Origin of the sequence: Corynebacterium matruchotii (assembly GCF_011612265.2) — a bacterium.
Classification (GTDB): domain Bacteria; phylum Actinomycetota; class Actinomycetes; order Mycobacteriales; family Mycobacteriaceae; genus Corynebacterium; species Corynebacterium matruchotii.
Genome location: NZ_CP050134.2, coordinates 2,018,515 through 2,038,916 on the forward strand (window position 1 = coordinate 2,018,515; position 20,402 = coordinate 2,038,916).

The 20,402-nt window shown below is 51.9% G+C and carries 19 protein-coding genes; 5 read left to right on the plus strand and 14 right to left on the minus strand.

Annotated features, from left to right (window positions below):
* Positions 1–31: 31 nt before the first annotated feature.
* Genes HBA49_RS08965 through HBA49_RS08975 form a run of 3 tightly spaced genes read right to left on the minus strand, consistent with a single transcriptional unit; the run spans position 32 to position 2,399 of the window.
* On the minus strand, positions 32–1,480 hold the full coding sequence (locus HBA49_RS08965; RefSeq protein WP_370443782.1) for a DUF4185 domain-containing protein: 1,449 nt from the start codon (positions 1,478–1,480) through the stop codon (positions 32–34).
* A gap of 45 nt (positions 1,481–1,525) precedes the next feature.
* Complete coding sequence (gene rsrA / locus HBA49_RS08970) at positions 1,526–1,798, minus strand: mycothiol system anti-sigma-R factor (RefSeq protein WP_005520083.1); 273 nt, start codon at positions 1,796–1,798, stop codon at positions 1,526–1,528.
* 13 nt (positions 1,799–1,811) lie between these two features.
* Positions 1,812–2,399 (minus strand): sigma-70 family RNA polymerase sigma factor, encoded by a 588-nt coding sequence (locus HBA49_RS08975; RefSeq protein WP_005520082.1) that lies wholly within the window; start codon positions 2,397–2,399, stop codon positions 1,812–1,814.
* A 77-nt stretch (positions 2,400–2,476) separates the two neighbouring features.
* On the opposite strand from HBA49_RS08975, the gene ybaK reads away from it, so the two are divergent.
* The 4 genes from ybaK to rsgA all read left to right on the plus strand — a co-directional run bounded on the left by ybaK (position 2,477) and on the right by rsgA (position 6,722).
* Complete coding sequence (ybaK, locus tag HBA49_RS08980) at positions 2,477–2,977, plus strand: Cys-tRNA(Pro) deacylase (RefSeq protein ID WP_005520080.1); 501 nt, start codon at positions 2,477–2,479, stop codon at positions 2,975–2,977.
* Between the two features lie 64 nt (positions 2,978–3,041).
* Complete coding sequence (locus HBA49_RS08985) at positions 3,042–3,989, plus strand: PDDEXK family nuclease (protein WP_040431394.1); 948 nt, start codon at positions 3,042–3,044, stop codon at positions 3,987–3,989.
* A 409-nt stretch (positions 3,990–4,398) separates the two neighbouring features.
* Complete coding sequence (gene aroA / locus HBA49_RS08990) at positions 4,399–5,724, plus strand: 3-phosphoshikimate 1-carboxyvinyltransferase (protein WP_005524012.1); 1,326 nt, start codon at positions 4,399–4,401, stop codon at positions 5,722–5,724.
* Entirely contained in the window at positions 5,721–6,722 is a 1,002-nt protein-coding gene (gene rsgA, locus HBA49_RS08995) for a ribosome small subunit-dependent GTPase A (protein WP_005524334.1), read from the plus strand. Before aroA ends, rsgA begins: the two co-directional genes overlap by 4 nt.
* Positions 6,723–6,735: 13 nt before the next feature.
* On the opposite strand, the gene HBA49_RS09000 is transcribed toward rsgA, so the two are convergent.
* From HBA49_RS09000 to HBA49_RS09015, 4 genes are all read right to left on the minus strand, one after another.
* Positions 6,736–7,473: a hypothetical protein gene (locus HBA49_RS09000; RefSeq protein ID WP_005524672.1), complete on the minus strand. Its 738-nt coding sequence runs from the start codon at positions 7,471–7,473 to the stop codon at positions 6,736–6,738.
* A 214-nt stretch (positions 7,474–7,687) separates the two neighbouring features.
* Positions 7,688–8,353: a hypothetical protein gene (locus HBA49_RS09005; protein ID WP_005520072.1), complete on the minus strand. Its 666-nt coding sequence runs from the start codon at positions 8,351–8,353 to the stop codon at positions 7,688–7,690.
* Positions 8,354–8,453: 100 nt separating this feature from the next.
* Positions 8,454–8,960 carry a DUF6912 family protein gene (locus HBA49_RS09010; RefSeq protein WP_005520071.1) on the minus strand — a complete coding sequence of 169 codons (507 nt, stop codon included), beginning with the start codon at positions 8,958–8,960 and terminating at the stop codon, positions 8,454–8,456.
* Positions 8,961–9,371, minus strand: a complete 411-nt coding sequence (locus tag HBA49_RS09015) for an HAD family hydrolase (protein WP_005520070.1) — start codon at positions 9,369–9,371, stop codon at positions 8,961–8,963.
* A 197-nt stretch (positions 9,372–9,568) separates the two neighbouring features.
* Between HBA49_RS09015 and HBA49_RS09020 the strand changes: the two genes are divergently transcribed.
* The gene (locus HBA49_RS09020; RefSeq protein ID WP_005520068.1) at positions 9,569–9,994 is read left to right on the plus strand and encodes a hypothetical protein; all 426 of its coding nucleotides are present in this window, start codon (positions 9,569–9,571) and stop codon (positions 9,992–9,994) included.
* A 1,033-nt stretch (positions 9,995–11,027) separates the two neighbouring features.
* On the opposite strand, the gene secA is transcribed toward HBA49_RS09020, so the two are convergent.
* The 7 genes from secA to HBA49_RS09055 form a co-directional block, all read right to left on the minus strand.
* Positions 11,028–13,586 carry a preprotein translocase subunit SecA gene (secA, locus tag HBA49_RS09025; protein WP_005524023.1) on the minus strand — a complete coding sequence of 853 codons (2,559 nt, stop codon included), beginning with the start codon at positions 13,584–13,586 and terminating at the stop codon, positions 11,028–11,030.
* 130 nt (positions 13,587–13,716) lie between these two features.
* Positions 13,717–14,376 (minus strand): ribosome hibernation-promoting factor, HPF/YfiA family, encoded by a 660-nt coding sequence (hpf, locus tag HBA49_RS09030; RefSeq protein WP_005520066.1) that lies wholly within the window; start codon positions 14,374–14,376, stop codon positions 13,717–13,719.
* 142 nt (positions 14,377–14,518) lie between these two features.
* The gene (locus HBA49_RS09035; RefSeq protein ID WP_005520064.1) at positions 14,519–15,163 is read right to left on the minus strand and encodes a ComF family protein; all 645 of its coding nucleotides are present in this window, start codon (positions 15,161–15,163) and stop codon (positions 14,519–14,521) included.
* Between the two features lies 1 nt (position 15,164).
* Complete coding sequence (gene lpqB, locus HBA49_RS09040) at positions 15,165–16,886, minus strand: MtrAB system accessory lipoprotein LpqB (protein ID WP_005520063.1); 1,722 nt, start codon at positions 16,884–16,886, stop codon at positions 15,165–15,167.
* On the minus strand, positions 16,883–18,583 hold the full coding sequence (gene mtrB / locus HBA49_RS09045; RefSeq protein ID WP_276324530.1) for an MtrAB system histidine kinase MtrB: 1,701 nt from the start codon (positions 18,581–18,583) through the stop codon (positions 16,883–16,885). The genes lpqB and mtrB overlap by 4 nt, the downstream gene beginning before the upstream one ends.
* A 74-nt stretch (positions 18,584–18,657) precedes the next feature.
* Positions 18,658–19,332, minus strand: a complete 675-nt coding sequence (gene mtrA, locus HBA49_RS09050) for an MtrAB system response regulator MtrA (RefSeq protein WP_034995097.1) — start codon at positions 19,330–19,332, stop codon at positions 18,658–18,660.
* A gap of 57 nt (positions 19,333–19,389) precedes the next feature.
* Positions 19,390–20,004, minus strand: coding sequence for a dTMP kinase (locus HBA49_RS09055; RefSeq protein WP_034995091.1), 615 nt, complete (start codon positions 20,002–20,004; stop codon positions 19,390–19,392).
* Positions 20,005–20,402: the final 398 nt, after the last annotated feature.

The window sequence follows — 20,402 nt, forward strand, 5'->3', positions numbered from 1 at the left end:
ACTTGACCAAAGGCTCCCTTGATCGGATGTGTTACTGGTGTTCTTCATCCAGCGGTACCACTGTGACATCGGCAGCAGCTTCAGCGGCTTTTTCTTCGGCAAGCTGTCCACTGACTTCGGGGTCAACTGGCGATTCTCGAACCTCAATCTGACGGTCATCACCCACGCCAGATCCTTGATTATCACTTCCATCGTGGTTGGCGGGTGCTGGCGCATTCTGCAATTCGGGCTTCGCCTGAGCACCGTTGGCGGTGACTTCCTCGGCCTTGGGAGTGATCCCGAAGAATTTGTCCAGGCCTTTCACGTTAAACTGCGTGGACATATACCGACTATTATTACTGGTGTTCCATTGGGAAACCACGATATTCATATCGGCAATCGTGGATCCTGGTGCAATGTAACCACCGTAAAGTTGAGTGAAGTTATTGGGGGTCTGTGCGGCGCCCCACCCACCATTACCTGCAACAACAACGTGAGCAGGCTTGATATCGTTCCAATTAGTATCAATACGGTCAGAAATACGAACCTCGATGGATGCGGTTTTTTCATTAAACATGCACAGTACCCAATGGTCTTCGATACGGCGAAGGGACATTTCACCGGCTTTCATATCGTCCTTGATGATAGGACTGATATTCCTGCCCCCATTGGCTTCCCAACTCCCATTGACATAGTGCTCCCAGGTATTGCGGTCCCCGATTTGTTCGGGTCGGAAACGACTGAGATAGACACCATCATTACGGTTGAAACGGCTGGACATGACATAGACGTAACCGTCGTCACCACGTTCCCAGGTGAGAAGATCACCAAAACCATTCATGAAATGTTTACTGGTAGTGGCGACAGACGACCACGTTTTGCCCTGGTCGGTTGACTTCCAAATTTGGGTGCCGCGAACATTACCGAGCCCTTCGTTCCACATGCCCTGCATGTAGAGGGTTCCATCCAGGTTGATGACGTCCGAAGGAATGAGAGTCAGATTATTGTCGTGATTATACTTGAGCAATTGCTCAATTCTATCGCCTTTATTCAGGGGCCGTTTGACGACAATTTGGCCATTATCATCATAGGTAGCGATGGCACCAATGGGGCTCATCCAATTGCCTTGGCCAAAGCCGTTTCCGCTGAAAGAGTCGCCAAAGATAATGGCGAATTCTTTGTTCTTGTTGATGGGCACCATGATGCCAAGATCGCCAGCCATGGCTCCCACATGATCTGAGATGCCACGTCCTAGGATGTCTCCCATTTTTTTGGTGATGATTCCGGGGCTTACTTGCATGATGAGTGGGACGATTTTGGAACGGCCGAGGAGTTTGAGAATTCTTTCCCACAAATCAGAGGATCCGCTAGACCCACTAGACTTATTGGAATCGCTGGAGCTACTAGAGCTGCCAGACGACAGATCAGAGCTTTGAGCACTCGCGTTAGGCGCTACAATAACGCTGGTAGAGATAGCCATGGTGAGGGCTAACGCACACATATGTTTATGAGACATACATTGTAGGCTAGCAAAGGACCACAGTTATTACTCATTCCTAGATGAAAGCTCACCGCGGATCTTATCTCGCAGTGATTTCGGCGCATCACAAGCACAACAGTGAAGGATCTCCCGCAAGGCGGTCTCGGCAGCTACTTTTTCGGCGCAGGCTGGACATTCACTGATATGACGTTTCAGCCGACTACAATCCTCGTCGGTAAGCTCGTTATCTACCAGTTCGTAAAGAAATATATGCAGGTCATGGCAATTACATTCGCTAGAGACGTGCGGGCGCGAGGCCGCCCAGTCGGTTTCGTGCATGATGTAACCTTCCTTATTGCTTTTCGACGGCACTCACATCGATGCCGTATTCATGCGCTACATCTTTTAACGTTTCTCGCAACTGTTTTCTTCCCCGGTGGAGTCGACTCATGACCGTGCCTACCGGTGTGCCCATAATTTCTGCAATCTCTTTATACGATAATCCCTCCACATCAGCGTAATACACCACCATGCGATAGTCCTCAGCCAAACCATTCATGGCATTAGAAATCGTTTGGTCAGGTAAACGTTTCAATGCTGCCACCTCGGCAGATTCCAACCCCACTGCCGTATGAGTGGAAGAATCAAGCAATTGATAGTCAGTAACATCTTCTGCCGAAGAATGCAGTGGTTGCCGCTGTTTCTTACGATAAGAATTAATGTAGGCATTGGTCATAATCCGGTACAGCCACGCCTTAAGATTGGTACCTGGAGTAAAGGATTCAAAGGCCTGAAATGCCTTAATATAGGTTTCCTGTACCAGATCTTCGGCATCTGCCGGATTGCGGGTCATACGAAGCGCGCCACCATAGAGTTGATCAATAAGTGGCAGGGCTTCGGCTTCAAATCGCTCTTGCAGTTCCGGTGTAGTTGCAACCATCAGGGATTGGGTCTACCTTCCTTGTCGTCTGCCCCCTAGTTTACTGGGCAATAAGCACTACGCCTATTCTTGGTTTTATGTCCAAGAAGAAACCACATTCGGCAACACCTGCGCTGAAAATTTTAGAGGATGCCGGAATTTCCCATGAGGTGCATACTTTTTCTGCTGGCAATGACCATTTTGGTGAACACGCTGTCGCAGAATTGGGAACAGATCCAGAGCGAGTATTTAAAACACTCGTCATCGATCTTAGCGCTGGGAAAGGACCCAAACGCCGGTTAGCGGTGTGCTGCCTACCAGTAACATACCAACTGTCGCTAAAAAAGGCGGCCGCAGCCCATGGTGTTGCAAAAGCCATCATGGCGGATCCACATGATGCCGAAAAGTCATCAGGTTATATCCCCGGTGGGATCTCACCCATTGGTCAAAAGCATCAATTGCCTACGGTTGTCGATGAGTCAGCACAGTTATGGGACTCTATTTTTGTCTCTGGGGGCCGCCGTGGGCTAGACATCGAAATCGCACCACAGGACTTAGCAAACGTGACAGGTGCAAATTTCGCAGATTTGCTAGCATAACTAGTGGTTAAACCCACATTTTAAGGTATTTACACCATAGGTTTCATTGTGTATTTCTTAAGTTATGATCCCCCTGATCGCTCCAGCGCGCGATGTTCATGATCGATGGTACGGGCGGCATACATCTCTGACTAAAACCCAATGGGTTGCTACCAAAGAATACGATTGTCTTCCTTATTTTGAGAAGCTCCTCCTTCACGCTGAGGCCATCCGAAGAAGCACCCGGGCTGCAGTGATTTGCGGGAAAGCAGCCGCCGCTATCCGGGGCATTCCTATTCTCAATCTCCAGCACGATACCCGGGTCACATTAACATTGCCGGGCAAACCACACACACCTTCTCATAATCAATGGCCGATCATAGCTCACTATCGGCGCGCCAGTCTCCCTGATTCGGATTGGGAAGAGGTCTGTGGGTATCGAATCACCACGCCTGAACGAACCTTCACCGACATTTGCGCTATTGATGGTGAGCTAGAAGGGTTAGCTTTCATTGAGGCTGCACTACGTGCAGGATATCGAAAAGATACTTTTCAGAAATATCTTGATGACCGGCGAGGTGAATGGGGAATCACCAAAGCCCGAAAAGTGCTTGCTCTGGCTCGCTACGGTATTGATTCTCCTAGTGAAACTCTTGCCTATTATTTGGCTGCCCAGGTTTATCCCCGGACTTCTATTGAGGCGCAAGCCCAAATGAGCATTAAAAAGCCCAGCGGTTTATATTCTAGAATCCGGGTTGACCTGCTGTTATTTGGGTGGCTTGTGGTGGAAATCGATGGCCGGATTAAATATGGTGGCGCTGACTCGGCCCGAGTCTTATTTGAAGAACGGGCCAGAGAAACCGCCATTCTCAGCATGGGATACCATATTTTGCGATTCCATCCATCAGAACTTATCGACAAACTTATTCCCACCATCGCGGTGGTTCTTAACCAAAATCCTCACCGGCATAGCCCAGAAAAACACACTGTTCCTGATTTAAATAATCCACCGCTTTGGGCATCCTTCACCTAAACCTGCCCATTGTTGCTTGCCTCATGAAATTTGTCGTGAATCTATAACTTTATCCTGCGTTTTCTATCCCTCATTTTTCTCGCATCTCATAAATAACCTGTTTTTCTTTGCAGATCATGGTGTTCAATGGTTTTTCTACCCGATGCTATTCATTACAAAGCTCCACTTTTGACTGAAAGACTGAGTTTTTGACGCATTTCCTGCAGAAGGGGAGCTTAGCTCTATCTGGCATCCGGCCCAGCTCACGCTGTCGAAATATACTGAAGCTCCACTTTTCTCATAACTGGACCCATTATTCCTGGTTTTAGGTCAGAACGGGAGCTTTCGTTCCGACTCCCAAGAAACAATTCGATCTTATAGAGATCACCAAAGCCCCCAATCATCTGCGCATCCCTTTATCATGGTTCACATGACAGAAAAACCTCGCCCATTTAAATATTGGGAAGCTCCCCTTGCACCCCCACTTCATAAGCCCTTCAAAGCAACGGTGCGAGTACCAGGGTCGAAATCAATCACCAATCGGGCTTTAGTTTTAGCTGCCATTGCCGAAAATCCCACCACCATCACCGGCGCCCTATGGTCCCGTGACACCCAACTCATGGCGCAAGCCCTCAAACGTATCGGCGTGGATGTCCAAGCGGAGCCAGATCCTGACTCCCCTGCTAATGCCACAATTTTTGTGGAGCCAACTGGGTTCACCGGCGGCACAGTGGACTGTGGCCTGGCAGGGACCGTGATGAGATTTGTTCCGCCGTTAGCCGCATTAGCCGATGGTGATGTGTTTTTTGATGGTGATGAGCATGCCCGTCAACGACCCATGAAGGGAATCTTAGATGGATTACGTGCACTAGGAATTTCCGTTCAAGGAGATAGCCTTCCATTTAAAGTTTCAGGCAATGGCTCTCCCATGGGGGGCATGGTAGAGATCGATGCCTCAGCATCATCCCAATTTGTCTCTGGCTTATTGCTGGCAGCACCACGATTTGCCCAAGGGATAACCGTACGCCATATAGGTGAGACACTACCGAGCATGCCGCATATTGAAATGACTGTTCATATGCTGCGACAAGCTGGAGCTAGCGTGGACACTACAACGGCATATCAATGGTCCGTAGCACCCGGCCCAATTCGAGGTGGGGTGGTACGGGTGGAACCGGATTTATCAAATGCCACACCATTTTTAGCAGCTGCCGCAGTTACTGGCAGCACCGTGCAGGTGAAGGATTGGCCAACAACCACCACCCAACCAGGTGACGCAATCCGAAATATTTTGGAACGCATGGGCTGTACAGTTTCACTCACTGATGGCGATCTCACTGTGACAGGTCCAAAGCCGGGATCACTTCAGGGAATCGAAATTGACATGTCAGACATTGGTGAATTGACCCCTACGGTTGCGGCAATGGCAACCGTCGCAAATTCACCATCAGCATTGACAGGAATTGCGCATTTACATGGCCATGAAACAGACAGGCTTCAAGCGTTAGCAACGGAGATCACTAAAATTGGTGGCCAGTGCTCCGAGCTACCTGATGGGTTGGCCATCAAACCGTCAGGTAGTCTTCATGGGGCGCATTGGTCTACTTACGATGACCACCGCATGGCGACCACCGGCGCCATCATTGGGCTAGTCGCTCCCGGAATCAAAGTAGAAAACATCGAAACAACAGCCAAAACCCTACCGGGATTTGACCGCATGTGGGCAGACATGGTGCAAGAAATGGGTATGCCATGACACGTTCCTGGGATGAATCCGATGTCAAGATCCGCCCATCTAAACGTTCCCGCCCCCGAACTAAAGACCGACCAAAGCATGACGATGCCAAATTCGGCATGGTGATAACCAAGGATCGGGGCCGGTGGGGAGTAGTGTTAGATGACCAGAGCGCCCAGGAAAACCCCATAGTATGCATGCGCGCTCGGGAGCTCGGTCGCACCCCCATAGAGGTTGGTGACCGGGTAGGAATAGTTGGCGATACGTCTGGGCGAAAAGATACTTTAGCGCGAATCGTCAAGCTAGCTGAACGACAATCCGTACTACGTCGCACCGCCGATGACACCGACCCATATGAACGCATTGTGGTGGCCAATGCCGAACAGCTTTTGATTGTTTGCGCCGTGGCAGACCCACCACCCCGAACCGGGTTTGTGGAACGCGCCCTGGTTGCTGCGTTTGTGGGAAACCTGCAACCGATTATTTGTTTAACCAAATCCGACTTGGCGGATCCCACCCAATTTGCCACCGAGTTTGATGCGTTGAATGTGCCGGTAGTGATATGTGGAATCAACGATCACTTAGAACCCATCCTCGACATTGTAAGTGGTCATGTTACTGCCTTGATTGGACACTCCGGGGTAGGAAAATCTACCCTAGTTAATCGCATTATTCCGCACGCCCAGCGGGAAACTGGTGAGGTTTCCGGGGTGGGGAAAGGCCGACATACCTCCACGCAAACAGTAGCGCTACGGTTGCCGACCGACGGTTGGATCATTGATACCCCGGGAATCCGATCTTTTGGGCTGGCCCATGTGAATGCAGATACGGTTGTAGGGGTGTTCGAAGATTTGGCTGAAGCAGTGCACGATTGCCCACGTGGTTGCACTCATGCCGGACCGCCAACTGACCCGGAATGTCAACTAGATTCATTCAATATCGATTCCCCTACTGGAAGGCGGGTCATAGCAGTGCGAAAATTATTGGCCGCATTGCGTTCCAACGTAGAGTGGAAATAATGACCGTAGGTTCTCAAGCTCCCTTACACACAGTGTCTATTTGTTCACTGGTCATTTGGACTGTAGATTTCTCCCCAAAATCATCAGCGATATCGGAGTTCAGGTAAATTTTGAGTGTCCCATTGCCGTCCTCTTTTGCCTGCTTAATACTTATGTCAAGGTGGCGATTGGTGGGAACCTTATCAAGATCTTCTTGATTTTCAACCGAAAAATCTACGGAAGAAATCTTGGTGCCATTAAACTCGATTTTCACCACATAAGGAATGGTGCGATCTTTAGGGTTAATACGCAAGGTTACTGGTGGGTTAGCGGGGAAAACCCACCGGATGTTCAGGTCTAATCGGGCACGATTATCCTCAAGTTGCACGATGGAACCTCCGCGAAGTTCGGCAAAGTGTTCAGCCCCCGAGGGGAAACCATTGGGGAATTTGCTATCACAGGTATTGAATGCGTATTCGCTACCTGATACCACAACCCCCTCCGGGATATTCTCTTTCGAAGTTATGGTCGAACCATTGCCTTCAATGTTGGATCGTGATGTGCTGGTGTTAGCCGTTGTGGTGGTTGTTGTACTGCGTGATGTGGTGCTACGTAACGTAGTGCTAGAAGTAGGAGTATTGGTAGCTGCAGCCTCGGATTTGGGGGTGCTCTCCATAGCATTATTGAGCAACGCCTGCATATTACAACCAACCAACAGCGGCATTGTCATAAGCGCCACCAAGATTAATCGCTTAGATGCTATATCGCGCATGACATATCCTCTCTATTACCTATCATTGGATACATCCCCATTAAAGCCTTATCAGATTTGATTCTTCAAGACATCCGACCAATAGGGCACATTGAGCCAACAATATCAAGATTGATACCCTGTTCGAATAGGCGTACAGCAAACACGATATATCAATAAATAAGCGAATCTCTGTTCGGTAGCTGCTTGCCACAGCAGCTACCGAAACTACCCCTTATGTTGATGACTTTGGGGCCTTACACTGGGTCACCACTGTCTTATTGCTTATTTCCATAACTGTTTTATCGGTAAAATATTTGCCAAACTCCGGCACCAAATACACCACAATGGTATTCCCCAATGATGAGATCCCGTTTTTGCCCTTGTCGATTTTCTTTACCTCATCATTCTTTGCCGGATCATCCGAACCATACTGTGGTGTAATAATTCCGTCGCCTATGCTTAGGTGCTTAAAATCAAAACGCATATATACCCGATCCTTCCCCTCGGGAGCGGACCACAAGGTGAATGTACCGTCCCGATCGTCGGGCATGTTCCCTATCGTAAACTGAATCATCCGCCGGTGATCGGTACTATCTGCAACAAAACCACCAAGCAATGCCGGCTCATTTTCCGGCGTCAATTGCGCCATGGGTAAAATCTCCGGCGAATTCTGACGTCGCAGTGTACACTCCGTCAAATCTATCCGCGTGCCATCCTTGACGTTGCCACCAGGGACGGCTTTTTCAGAAGCATCAGCAGCTTCAGCAGTAGTTGCTGCTTCTGACTCCGATGCAGGTGGTTGAGTCGGCTGTGTTTCCTCCGCTGAACAACCCCCCAATAATGGTATAAGCATCAACGCACACAATGAGCTGCGGATCCCGAACATGTATTTCTTCATAAACTTCAGGCTAATACAGTTCGCATAATCTATCTAAGTTATCAGACCTCGTTAGCCCCATTATTTGACATCTAACGCACAGGAAGAAGCGTCGAAAAGCTTAAAGCAACTCCACTATGACACCCAACTCGGAGGGGTCAAACCACGCCAAATAATTAGCCAATGCATCACCGACGGTGAGCTCCGCATCCTCATCACCCAAATCGGCAGCATCAATCACCGCAATTGCTTTCTGCGTGGCAGGCTCGCTCGACTCCACGTCAACATGAATCGCCGCAACCGACTGCAACGAAAACGTCGGAGGATCCAACGACACCACAGACTCCCCCAGCTCCGGGCGGTACGTTACTGCAGAATCTGGCACGTCAATGGAGATTACCACCCGCCGATGCGGGAATTTCTCCACCTCACCGGTAGCAAGCAGACGCAATGATGCCCGTGAAGCATCGTCAAAAACATATTCCGAAAAATCCTCTTCCTCCCCCTCAATAAAGAAATCCCGAACAGCCGGAGTCACCATAAACCCATAACCAGACCTAGCGGTCAGCTCCCCCGACTCATTCAACTGCCAGAGCATATCCACAGTTGCTGGCACATATACACGCATCTAGAATTCACCCTCAATATCCAACAACCCGGTGATCTCCACAATCGCTCGATCAAACTGCTGGTAATACACCCCCACCAAACCAGCCTCGACCGCGCCACGCACATTCAAAATCGAATCATCGACCATGACGCAATCCCGCATTGGTAAATCCAATGCGTCCGCAGCTGCTTGAAATGCTTCTTTACTAGGCTTCTCCGCCCCAATCTCACCGGACAACAGCACCGCGTCTACTATGCCTTGTGTCTCTAAAACCCGAATGGGATCAGCAGCCGGGCCACCCGGATCATTCGATAACACAGCAGTCGGGATGCCCACCTGCCGAACGGTTTCTAGCAGGTTGCGCCACCGACGCTGATCTTCATCAGTACCGTCCAACACCCCCACATAGTCAATAATTAAACCACGCACCGCTATTGTTCACCTCGCAGAGAAATATTTACGTTAAGATTTGAAGTACCACATATATTGTGGCACGTCCTGGGTATTATTCTTGCATAACCTGTGCAGCGAATCATCCCCAACATGAAACTTTTACGGAATTTTATTCCTTCACTGTCACCTTCGGCGGCCCGCCATGGGAATCACAAATAAGGAAAGTGATACTCATGTTAGAGCCCATCCCGGGTCTTTCTGTGCTTAAAGTCCTGCTACCTGCAACAAAAGCAGTCATGCCACCAGCCGAACCAAAACTTATTCCCTTTGATATTAAAAACACTGCTACCGCGTTGGTCACAGTTGCCTTGTCCTGTGCTTTTGGTCTACGTCCCACAACCATACTGCGAGCCGAATTATATTCCAATCAGGTACGCAGGCATATCAACTTCCGATTACGCCATGGGGCTACCGCCCAGCGCCGTAATTTCAAAATCAACTCATTCCACTTCAATACACGTAAAGAATCATCACAATCCATCCTCATTGATGTCTTTGGCTCCGTAAGCGTCGGAAATGAACACCGCGCCTACACCGCCCAACTGGTGAAATCGACAACAGATACCAGACTCACAATGCGAACCCTGAGGGTTATCTAGCCTGCCGGCGCTAAATATCCCGCTGCCGTAGGGGTTTGCAACCCTCTGCTGGCTCTCACCGATGCTTGTCAATACCCATACGGCTGTCTACTCATGCTTGTGGATGTTTCCGGGCTGGCTCGGCTCCGACAAAAGCTCCACTTCTGCCCCAAGATGCCGCAAATATGCACTGGGGGAAGGAGAAAGGGAGCTTTCAGAGCACGTAGCCCACACCACCTGCCCAAACCAGTCGACTACGCGCACCAAACTACCTGCTCTTCCCAGCATCATATCTTCTATCCCACCATTGGCGGATGAGCTGGACGATCAAAAGCTCCACTTCCGATCGAAATGGCCAGTTTTAGCAAGGTTCAAATCGAAAGGGGAGCTTTCAGTCTCCCTGTCCTATCCGCTTGCGCTGTGCGCAGGTGCCACGTACCCCTCCACTCATCATTGCAACACCACATCATTATGATGCACGTCACTTCAAGAGTCATCTGGAACCGCAATTTATCTTCCCGACAACCATGATGAACCGATAGCAACGTCCCAAACACTGGTATAGGCAAGGAAGAAGGCATATTTGTAGCAATTCACCAGCCACCGGTGTGGTTATTACCCACCAATCAGCCTAAATAAGCTTTCCGCAACCATTGGAGACAATGCCGGAACTATACTGGTATCCCTCAGCCTGATAAGTGCAACATAACCAAAGAACACACTCACCCACATTCGTCACCGTCCATAAGCTCCACTTCCCTACAGAGGCATCCGCCAAGATGACGTCCAAGGGCGGATGGTTAGGAGCCACCCCAACCGTGGCGTGGTGAGCTACACCTTCACCAAGTCCCGCCCAATATCAGGTGGTTAAGGACGGCTGACTGACGCTGATAATGACTCGCTCATGAAAATCCACGGGGTCACATGCAACCCATTATCGTGAATATGCATGTGACCCCGTGGATACTTCAGATGCTTTACTCGCAACAGTTTAAGTTTGCCGCCCATGACGCAGCATGGCATGGGCCCAATGAAAGCGGCAGCACCGTGGCGTTTAAGCCTGGGCCTCCTCGGCTGCTGCGGCCATGGCTTCTGCTTGCGCCTGGAATTGTTTACGCAGCATGAACAGCTGCCGCACGGTTTCTTCCTTGATGGCGTCCTTCATGGCGTCGAACATTTCGCCGCCTTCTTTTTGGTACTCCACCAGGGGATCCCGCTGCGCCATGGCACGCAGGCCAATGCCTTCCTTCAGGTAATCCATTTCGTAAAGGTGCTCACGCCATTTTTGGTCGAGTATGGGCAAAATCACCTGTCGCTCCAAATTACGCATCTGGGCTTCGCCACCGATCAACGTGACGGCTTCTTCCAGTTGTTCATATTGAGTGTGGGCATCAAGCAGAACTGCCTCCAACAGGTCATCTGCGGAAAGCTCACCGGCTGCACCGAATTGAGTGCCGTCGATAAGCTCCTCAACCGTCATGGAGGGGCCGTACAGGGTTTCCAGGGCATGCCAAAGGGATTCCAAATCCCAGTCCTCCACATAGCCGTTCATGGTGGCGCCACGCACGTAAGCGGTGATGGTTTCGTCAATCATGGCTTGGATGTTGGCGGCGATGTCGGCGGATTCGAGAATTTCGCGCCGTTCCCGATAGATCACCTTGCGTTGCTCATTCATGACCTCGTCGTATTTGAGCACGTTTTTCCGCATTTCGAAGTTTTGGTTTTCCACCTGGGCCTGGGCCCCCTTGATGGAATTAGTCACCATTTTTGCTTCGATAGGCACATCGTCAGGGACGTTGAGCCGGTTCATCATGTTCTCCATGGTTTGACCAACGAATCGCACCATGAGGTCATCACGCATGGACAGGTAGAAGCGGGTCAGCCCGGGGTCACCCTGACGGCCGGAACGGCCACGCAGCTGGTTGTCGATGCGGCGGGACTCATGCCGTTCGGTGCCGAGCACGTACAGGCCACCGGCTTTACGGACCTTTTCGGCTTCCTTTTTGGCCTTTTCCTTCACCTTTTCCAGCTCTTCATCCCACGCTGCCTCGTACTCTTCAGGAGTTTCGATGGGGTCGAGGCCGCGTTCACGCAGGTTGATGTCGGCAATAATGTCGGGGTTACCACCCAACACAATGTCGGTACCACGACCGGCCATGTTGGTGGCCACAGTCACCTGGCCGGGCAGACCGGCGCGAGCGATGATTTGGGCTTCCTGCTCGTGGAATTTAGCGTTGAGAACATTATGCTTGATGTGCCGGCGTTGCAGCAGCTTAGAGAGGTATTCCGAACGCTCCACAGAGGTGGTGCCCACCAAAACCGGCTGCCCCTTGGCCACACGTTCCGCAATGTCTTGCACCACCGCAGCGAATTTGGCTTCCTGGGTTTTATATACCAGGTCAGTCATGTCTACCCGCTGCGGCTTTTTGTTGGTAGGAATCGGCATCACATCAAGCTTGTAGATTTGGTGCAGCTCGGCAGCTTCGGTTTCAGCGGTGCCGGTCATGCCGGCAAGCTTGTCATAAAGCCGGAAGTAATTTTGTAGCGTGATGGTGGCGAGAGTTTGGTTTTCGTTCTTGATTTCCACGCCCTCTTTAGCCTCAATGGCTTGGTGCATGCCTTCGTTGTAGCGGCGGCCTTCCAGGACGCGACCGGTGAAGTCATCGACGATAAGGACTTCACCTTTACTCACAATATAGTCTTTGTCCTTGGTGAATAGTTCCTTCGCCTTGATGGCATTATTGAGGTAGCTGACCAGCTGCGAGTTTTCCGGGGCGTACAGGTTTTCGATACCAAGCTGGTTTTCGACGAACTCGACGCCCTCTTCCTTCACACCAACGGTGCGTTTACGGTGATCAACCTCATAGTGAATGCCTTCACGCATTCGGGGTGCTAATGCCGCAAAGGTGGTGTAGAGCTGCGAGGGGCCGTCGGCTGGGCCGGAAATGATGAGTGGGGTACGGGCTTCGTCGATGAGGATGGAGTCCACCTCGTCGACGATGGCGTAGTGGTGGCCACGCTGAACAAGCTCGGACAAGGAGTGCACCATGTTGTCACGAAGGTAATCAAAACCGAGTTCGTTATTGGTGCCGTAGGTGATGTCGGCATCGTAGGCGGTTTTACGCTCTTCAGGTGTCATGTTGGACAGGATCACGCCGACTTTCAGACCCAGGAACCGGTGGACGCGCCCCATCCATTCCGCGTCACGCTTAGCCAGGTAATCGTTGACGGTGACCACATGCACGCCCTTGCCCTCCAGGGCATTCAGGTAGGCAGGCAGCACACAGGTCAGGGTTTTTCCTTCACCGGTGCGCATCTCGGCAACACCACCGAAGTGGAGTGCCGCACCACCCATGACCTGCACAAGGTAGTGTTTTTGACCCAGCACTCGGTAGGATGCCTCACGGGCTACTGCGAAGGCTTCGTAGAGTAGGTCATCAACAGTTTCACCATCGGCGATGCGCTCCTTAAATTCGTCGGTTTTCGCCTTCAGTTCTTCGTCGGTGAGGTCAGCCATTTCCGGTTCGAGTGCGAGCACTTCTTCGGCAATTTTTTGCAGCCGTTTAATCTTGCGGCCTTCCCCCATTCGGAGCACTTTGGAAAGTCCAAACACGAGTCTTCCTTTGCTTGTTTTTGAGCGCGTGACAATAACTTTTTCATTGTACGCTTAAGAAGCATAAAAGAAAGAACCCAAACTATCAGTTTGGGTCCAAAATTGCTTGTCGACGGCGTGCCGTCACCCGCTATTCAGGCACGATGGAGATCAAACCGTAGTCGAAAGCGTGACGACGATACACGACCGACGGTTGATTATTTTCCTTATTGATGAAGAGGTAGAAGTCGTGCCCAACCAGCTCCATTTCGGAAAGGGCATCATCCACGCTCATGGGATTAGCAACGTGCTCCTTGGTGCGCACCACCTGACCTGGCAAAACATCCTCCACCTGGTCGGCGTAAGGATCATGGTCGTACTTGGAACCAGCGGCCTGCACCTTGTCTGCTTCTTTGACTAAGCCCTTAGCGGCTTCGCCAGTGCCAATGGGAGCCCGGTGGCCGGACAAGGAGATTGAACGACGTTCCTTCACCTTGCGCAGCGAGCGCTCCATACGAGAGAGGACGGTTTCGAGAGCGGCGTAGAAGGAATCTTCTTTGGCCTCTGCCCGGGCAATGTGTCCCTTACCGGTGGCGGTGATCTGGATGCGATCGCTTTCATCGGCACGGCGCGGGTTACGCTCATGTTGGAGCTCTACATGGAAGAATGTTAGTGTCGGGTCTAATCGTGCGATTTTGGCAAGTTTAGAATGGACACGTTCCGCGAAGTGCTCTGGAACCTCAACATTGCGTCCAGTAATGGTCACTTTGAAGTCGGGGTTCAGGGACTCATTACCAGCAGGCGTGGTCATAATCACGTACCTTCCTGTGTCAGCCGCCTAAGTAGAAGATGAGTGGGATTACTCACCTTTACTGAAAAAAGTGGCGGGTTAAACTTCCACCTCCCAATTATACGCTGGTCATAACCTTCACGCCATGCTGATTATTCTCAGGTTAGGCGTTCGACCACCCCAATCCCCCACGTATTTTCACCCCTCTGCTGGTCAGCACCATAATAGTTGCTTTGAGCGTCGCTCCTGTTGTAATCACATCATCGACAACAAGCACATGACCAGTAAGTTTTTTCACTTTTATCTCATCAATCTGGACCGCACCCAACCGATTACGCCACCGTTCGGCAGCCGATAATCCGACCGCATCTTTGCCGGTTTCACTCAGGTGCACCACTGGAACTGTGGTAAGTCCTGAGGCATAGCATACTCGTGTTACTACGTCTCCGCCGCGTGCCGCGGCCGATGATTTTTTCGTGGGTGCTGGCACGAGGATGATATTGGTATCCATCTCCCCACGGGCCTGTAGATATTCTACCGCGGCCCGCATTACCGCACCCAGATATGGGATCACATCAACCCGACCTCGTTCCTTCAGGTTGATGATGGTGCGGCGCCGCACCCCACCCAAAACACCGAGCGACCACACCGGAATCCCCGGATCAATCCGAGTCGAAATTTGGTTCGGAATCGCCGACCATTCCTGTCGGCATGTTGCACATAAAACCACCCCACCTGCACCGCAACCGGCGCATGTTTTGGGTAACGCTAATTCCAGCGCTGCGGCAAGATAGTCGGAAAACCCCATGTCACCTAGGGACAATGGTGATGCTACGGGCCCCTTCTAAACCGGGAACCTCCCGCCAATAGGTGGAGTTTCCGGAGGTAGAAAGCTGTAATGCCGCACGGGAGTCTGTAATGAAAACCGTTGATGAGTTCGAACTGACCGCCACCACCGGGGCGACAATATTGCCCGAAGATAATGGGATGGCGGAGGAACCGTCAACTTCGGCACGCCACACCGGGGTGTCCGTGCTTACCGTACCAACCAATAGGGTGGAATTCACCGACCATTCCAACGTGATGGCAGAATCCCCAATGGCTGGAACGAGTTCGCGCACATTGGTTAATTTGCGATCCCCAGCAGTTGGGCGAGCCACCGTGGCCACATACACCCGACCATCCACGATGAAGGCGGCCTGTACCCCGGTGGGCGATAACCGCAATACCGATATGTCGCCATGGTTCTCCCCTAATTCTGAGGTATCTACCTCAGTCTGAGAAATACTGCTGCTACTTGAACTTTGGGCAACCCGCATGACCTTATTACCGTCCATCACGGTCCATACCGCCTGAGAGTTAGCCTCAAATGTGGGCTTAGTTAAGGTAGCTGCCGTGAGGATCTTGGTGGAGTCGCCATCAACGGGTCCCATGTAGAGCTGGGATTTTTTGTCCCCCTCCGCGTTCGTGGTCACCACTGATGCTGCTACATTCGTGTGGTTCAGGCTGGCCACATCCATGGATTCGATTCCGCCATTGGTGCCAAGGAACCCCGGGACAGCCACCACATTGCCGTCAGAAATGCTGGAGGCTTTACCGTTGGTCAAGGCGTAAAGCACACCGGCAGAAGTGCCGGAAGCGCTGGGGTTATATTCCGGGAAGTCGTTGACCGAAAGTTTGGGATTATTTCGATCGTTACGGACCAGATCGCCATCAATGGAGAACGAAAACGGTTCCGAAATCTCCGCAAGCGCAAGCGTCCACGTCAATTGGGCCGCCAGGCGACGGCGGGCCGCCTCCGACAAACTCGACAGCCCGGTGAGTTCGTAAACACCATTATTGGTGCGGGTATAGGCTGCCGAATTGGGTAGTTCATCCATAACACCAGGCGCTAGTGTTGGTGATGGCCCAGCCAATAACAGCGAAATCAGGGCCGTGTCCTGGGTGTTCGTGCCGGCAAACATCCATCTCCGGTCGGGAACGAGGGTGTTACCGGTGGGGTCAAAAAAGTACAGGTCTCTAGGGATGTAGCGGTTCCGCAATTCTGTGCGTTCAATAATGGCTTGGTTCGGAAGCTCCGCGATCCGCCACTCACCATCCCGCCGCTCCAAAGTAACGACCGCGCGGTAATCCTCGTTACGAGGGTTATAAGCTCCACCCTCCCCCAAGGTGCCGACAATAGTGCCGGTGACCGTGTAGGAAACATGGTCTGCCCCGGCGGTGCTATTACGACTCATGCCAATGCGGTCAATGATGACGGTTTCCGGGCCTGGTTTCCATTGGTTATTGGCATCGGGGGTGAGATAGTTCCGTGCCTGCGCATACTGTTTGAGCGGATTGGCGCTATTGGCATAAAAGTCGCGGAGCAGCAGGTCGGGTTCCCGCCCGGAAATGGGACCCGAATCCTGTTGAGACGAAGGGTTGTCCAACCGTTTGAGGGACTGTGGTTCCGAACTGTTCGGCAGAGAAGCACAGCTAGACACCAGGACCGCCACGGATAGCACCGCCCCTAACGTCTTCATTCGATTCATGGTGTCTCTCCCCGATGCCTACCGGGATTGCCGGAGTTTCCCCCACTGATGGGGTAAATCGGATCCTTGGGTCCCACGTCGTCAAGCCGATGCTTGGAGCGGGTAACGTTCTGTTCAATAAGCTCTGCCCAGTTTGCTACCACGCCATCATCATCGGCTTCGAATTCGGCGCGCACATCATATTCCACGGTGTCCTCGTCCAGGATTTGCGACGGCAAAGCCAGCGGCAATGGGTCTTCCTCGTAGCGCTGGTTGGGGGTAATCGGCAATGTTAAGCGGAAGCACGAGCCCACACCGGGCTTGCCGACGGCCGACAGAGAGCCGCCGTGCAGCAGCGCATCCTCGTGCGAAATTGCCAACCCCAACCCGGTGCCGCCGGAATGACGCACCCGGGAGGGATCCGCCCGCCAGAACCGGTTAAACACCAGGTCTTCCTGCCCCGGCTTCAGCCCAACACCATGGTCGATCACTGTCACCGATATCGCCTCGGCATTGCTGGCCAAAGTCACATCGACCGGATTTCCCTCCGAATGGTCGATAGCGTTGGCCAGCAGATTGCGTAGAATCCGCTCAATACGCCGACGGTCACCAGTAATCATGACCGGTTCGTCTGGCATGTTCAATGTGACAAGCACATTCAGTTCCTGGGCCAAGTGGTCGGTTTGATCCCGCACCGAAGTGACACAACTGCGCATATCAATCGAGGATTCCGCTAGGTCAGCAACGCCAGCATCATGACGAGAAATCTCCAGCAGGTCATTGAGTAGGGACTCAAATTTATCCAATTCCCGCACCATGAGCTCGCTCGCTCGCTGTAGCGCCGGATTGAGCTCGTCGGAATTATCGTTGATGAGGTCGGCGGCCATGCGGACCGTCGTAAGGGGGGTGCGTAACTCGTGAGACACGTCGGAGGTGAACTGGCGTTGCAGATTGCCGAACTCCTGCAATTGATTAATCTGCTTCGACAATGACTCAGCCATGGCGTTAAAGCTCATGGCCAACCGGGCCATCTCATGTTCACCGTCAACCCCCATGCGCTCACGTAAATGCCCCGCCGCAAACCGTTCGGCAATTCGGCTAGCGGATCGCACCGGGGTAATGACCTGCTGGGTGAGCAACCAGGTGATTGCCACCAGCAGCACCGCTAAGGTAATCGCCGCCGTAGTAAACACGCCGCGCAGCAGCGATAATGTGGCCTGTTCGCTCTCCATGGATAGCACTAAATACACCTGGAGATGCGGGATATCCGCCTTGGTGGGGGTACCAATAATAATTGCCTTATAGGTAGAGTTATCCTCCCTGGTAGGGGTGGCAAACTGATAAGCGACCTGCCCCTGGCTGACGAAGCTACGCAAGCGGTCTGGGATCTGTGCATTCTCTGGCGCCTTGATGATGGCATCGCCAGGCGAATCCACCACCAAAATGGGCTCATAGACCGCCTGAGAATCCGAGCTCCCATTCGAACGCGCGGTGAGGGCCGCCCTGGCCGAATTAATGCGCACCTGCGTGCTTGACGACATGGAGGTAGCACTTAATTGCTGTTCCACGGTCACTCGGGCACGGTCAATTTCGGTCTTGGCAACATCAACCTTGGCGTCAATGAGTCGTTGCGTCACAATTGACACCAAAATGTAGGCCAGCGCAATCATGACGAGAGCACAAGCAACAAAGACGGAACCAATCACCTGAAATTGCAGAGAAGTACGCCATCGGTGTAAAACGGCGCTGCGTGCTTTATTAAGCAGCTCGGTCAGGGAACTAAAAATCTTGGCTACTCCCCGGTCTTATAGCCCACTCCCCGGACAGTGAGCACGATCTGTGGTTTTTCGGGATCTTTTTCAATCTTGGCACGCAACCGCTGCACATGCACATTCACCAGGCGAGTGTCGGAGGCATTTCGGTACCCCCACACTCGCTGTAATAGTTCTTCCCTGGTGAAGACTTGCCCTGGTTTACTGGCCAATTCGTGAAGTAGATCGAATTCCAATGGGGTGAGGGAGATTTCTTCCCCATCCCGGGAAACCGAATGCCCCGGAACATCAATAAGCAAATCCCCTACCTCCATGCTGTCGGTGGAGGATTCATCACTACGCCGTAGCCGTGCCCGAACCCTGGCAACTAGTTCTTTCGGCTTGAATGGTTTCGGAATATAATCATCCGCCCCGGATTCCAAGCCCAGCACCACATCAACGGTATCGGTCTTAGCCGTAAGCATCACAATGGGCACGGTGGATTCCTGGCGGATAGCACGACAAATGTCGATGCCATTCATGCCCGGCAGCATAAGATCAAGCAACACTAAGTCAGGGTTTTCCCGCTGGAATACCTCCACGGCCTGCCCGCCATCATTGACTACGACCGAGGCAAACCCTTCAGTACTCAGCACCAGGGTCAACATTTCTGAGATTGCTGGATCATCATCAACAACGAGAACTTTCTGTGTCAAGATTTCCTCCACCCTCGACAATACAAACAGCTAAAACTAGTAATTTCACAACCTATACTACTGTAGAGCAGCAGTGATACGATCAGCGACGTGCAGGTAATCTGCTTCTGGCTCTACGACAAGCCACGGTGATTGCCAATTTTGCGCGACCAATTGACCATACGCATCGGCTGTACGCTGCTGCAACGCCCGATCAGATTCATAACTATCGCGTGCTCGATCTCTATCCAACTTTTCCCGATTTATCGCGCGCTGACCAGCAACATCGGGTGTAGTGTTAAGAAATACTTGAAGGTCTGGGCGGGGCACCCCTAACGTATTGAATTCCAATTCAGCCACCCAATCGATGATGGTTTCATCCCCCGTACGAGCCCATGAATAAGCCGCATTTGATGCCACATACCGGTCCAAAACCACCAAAGCATTTGATGCGACAAACGGGTGCAATAATTCGCGGGCCTCATGACGATCCAAGGCAAATAATGTCGCCATGGCATAGACCGAATCGGTGAGATCCCCCATCTGTTGGTATAGCGCCCGCCGCACCAATTGAGCATGAATGGATGTTTCATAACGGGGAAACGCAATGACCTCTGCGTGCAGCTGTTCCCGAAGCGTGGCAAGGAGCGTGGTTTTGCCGGCGCCGTCAATCCCCTCAATGGCAATAATCATGTTTTCTATCATGACATGCCCGCAGGATTAATAACCATTATGATGCGCAAGCTTGCGGCTAGGACCAATGCACCAGCAACTGAAAGCCACAAAACCATACCCAGTTTCTTCCATCTCATCACCAGCCAGCTAGCCCGACTGGTTTCCCCACAATGTAATGAAAATAACATTTACCCACTGATCCGAATTGGCGCAATGGAGGAAACGTGAGGTTGTTACGCTCAATGCTGGGCTGGGTCTTGAAGCGAAAGCTCCACTTCTGGTTGCTTATTCTTCCAGCTTTGGGTGCGGGACCGGAAGTGGAGCTTTCATCTTGATTCATAATGCGGCCGTTAGTCGTGCCAATCGCTATGCTCGCTGACGAAAGCCCCACTTTAGACTATGAGGCCCCGACCCCA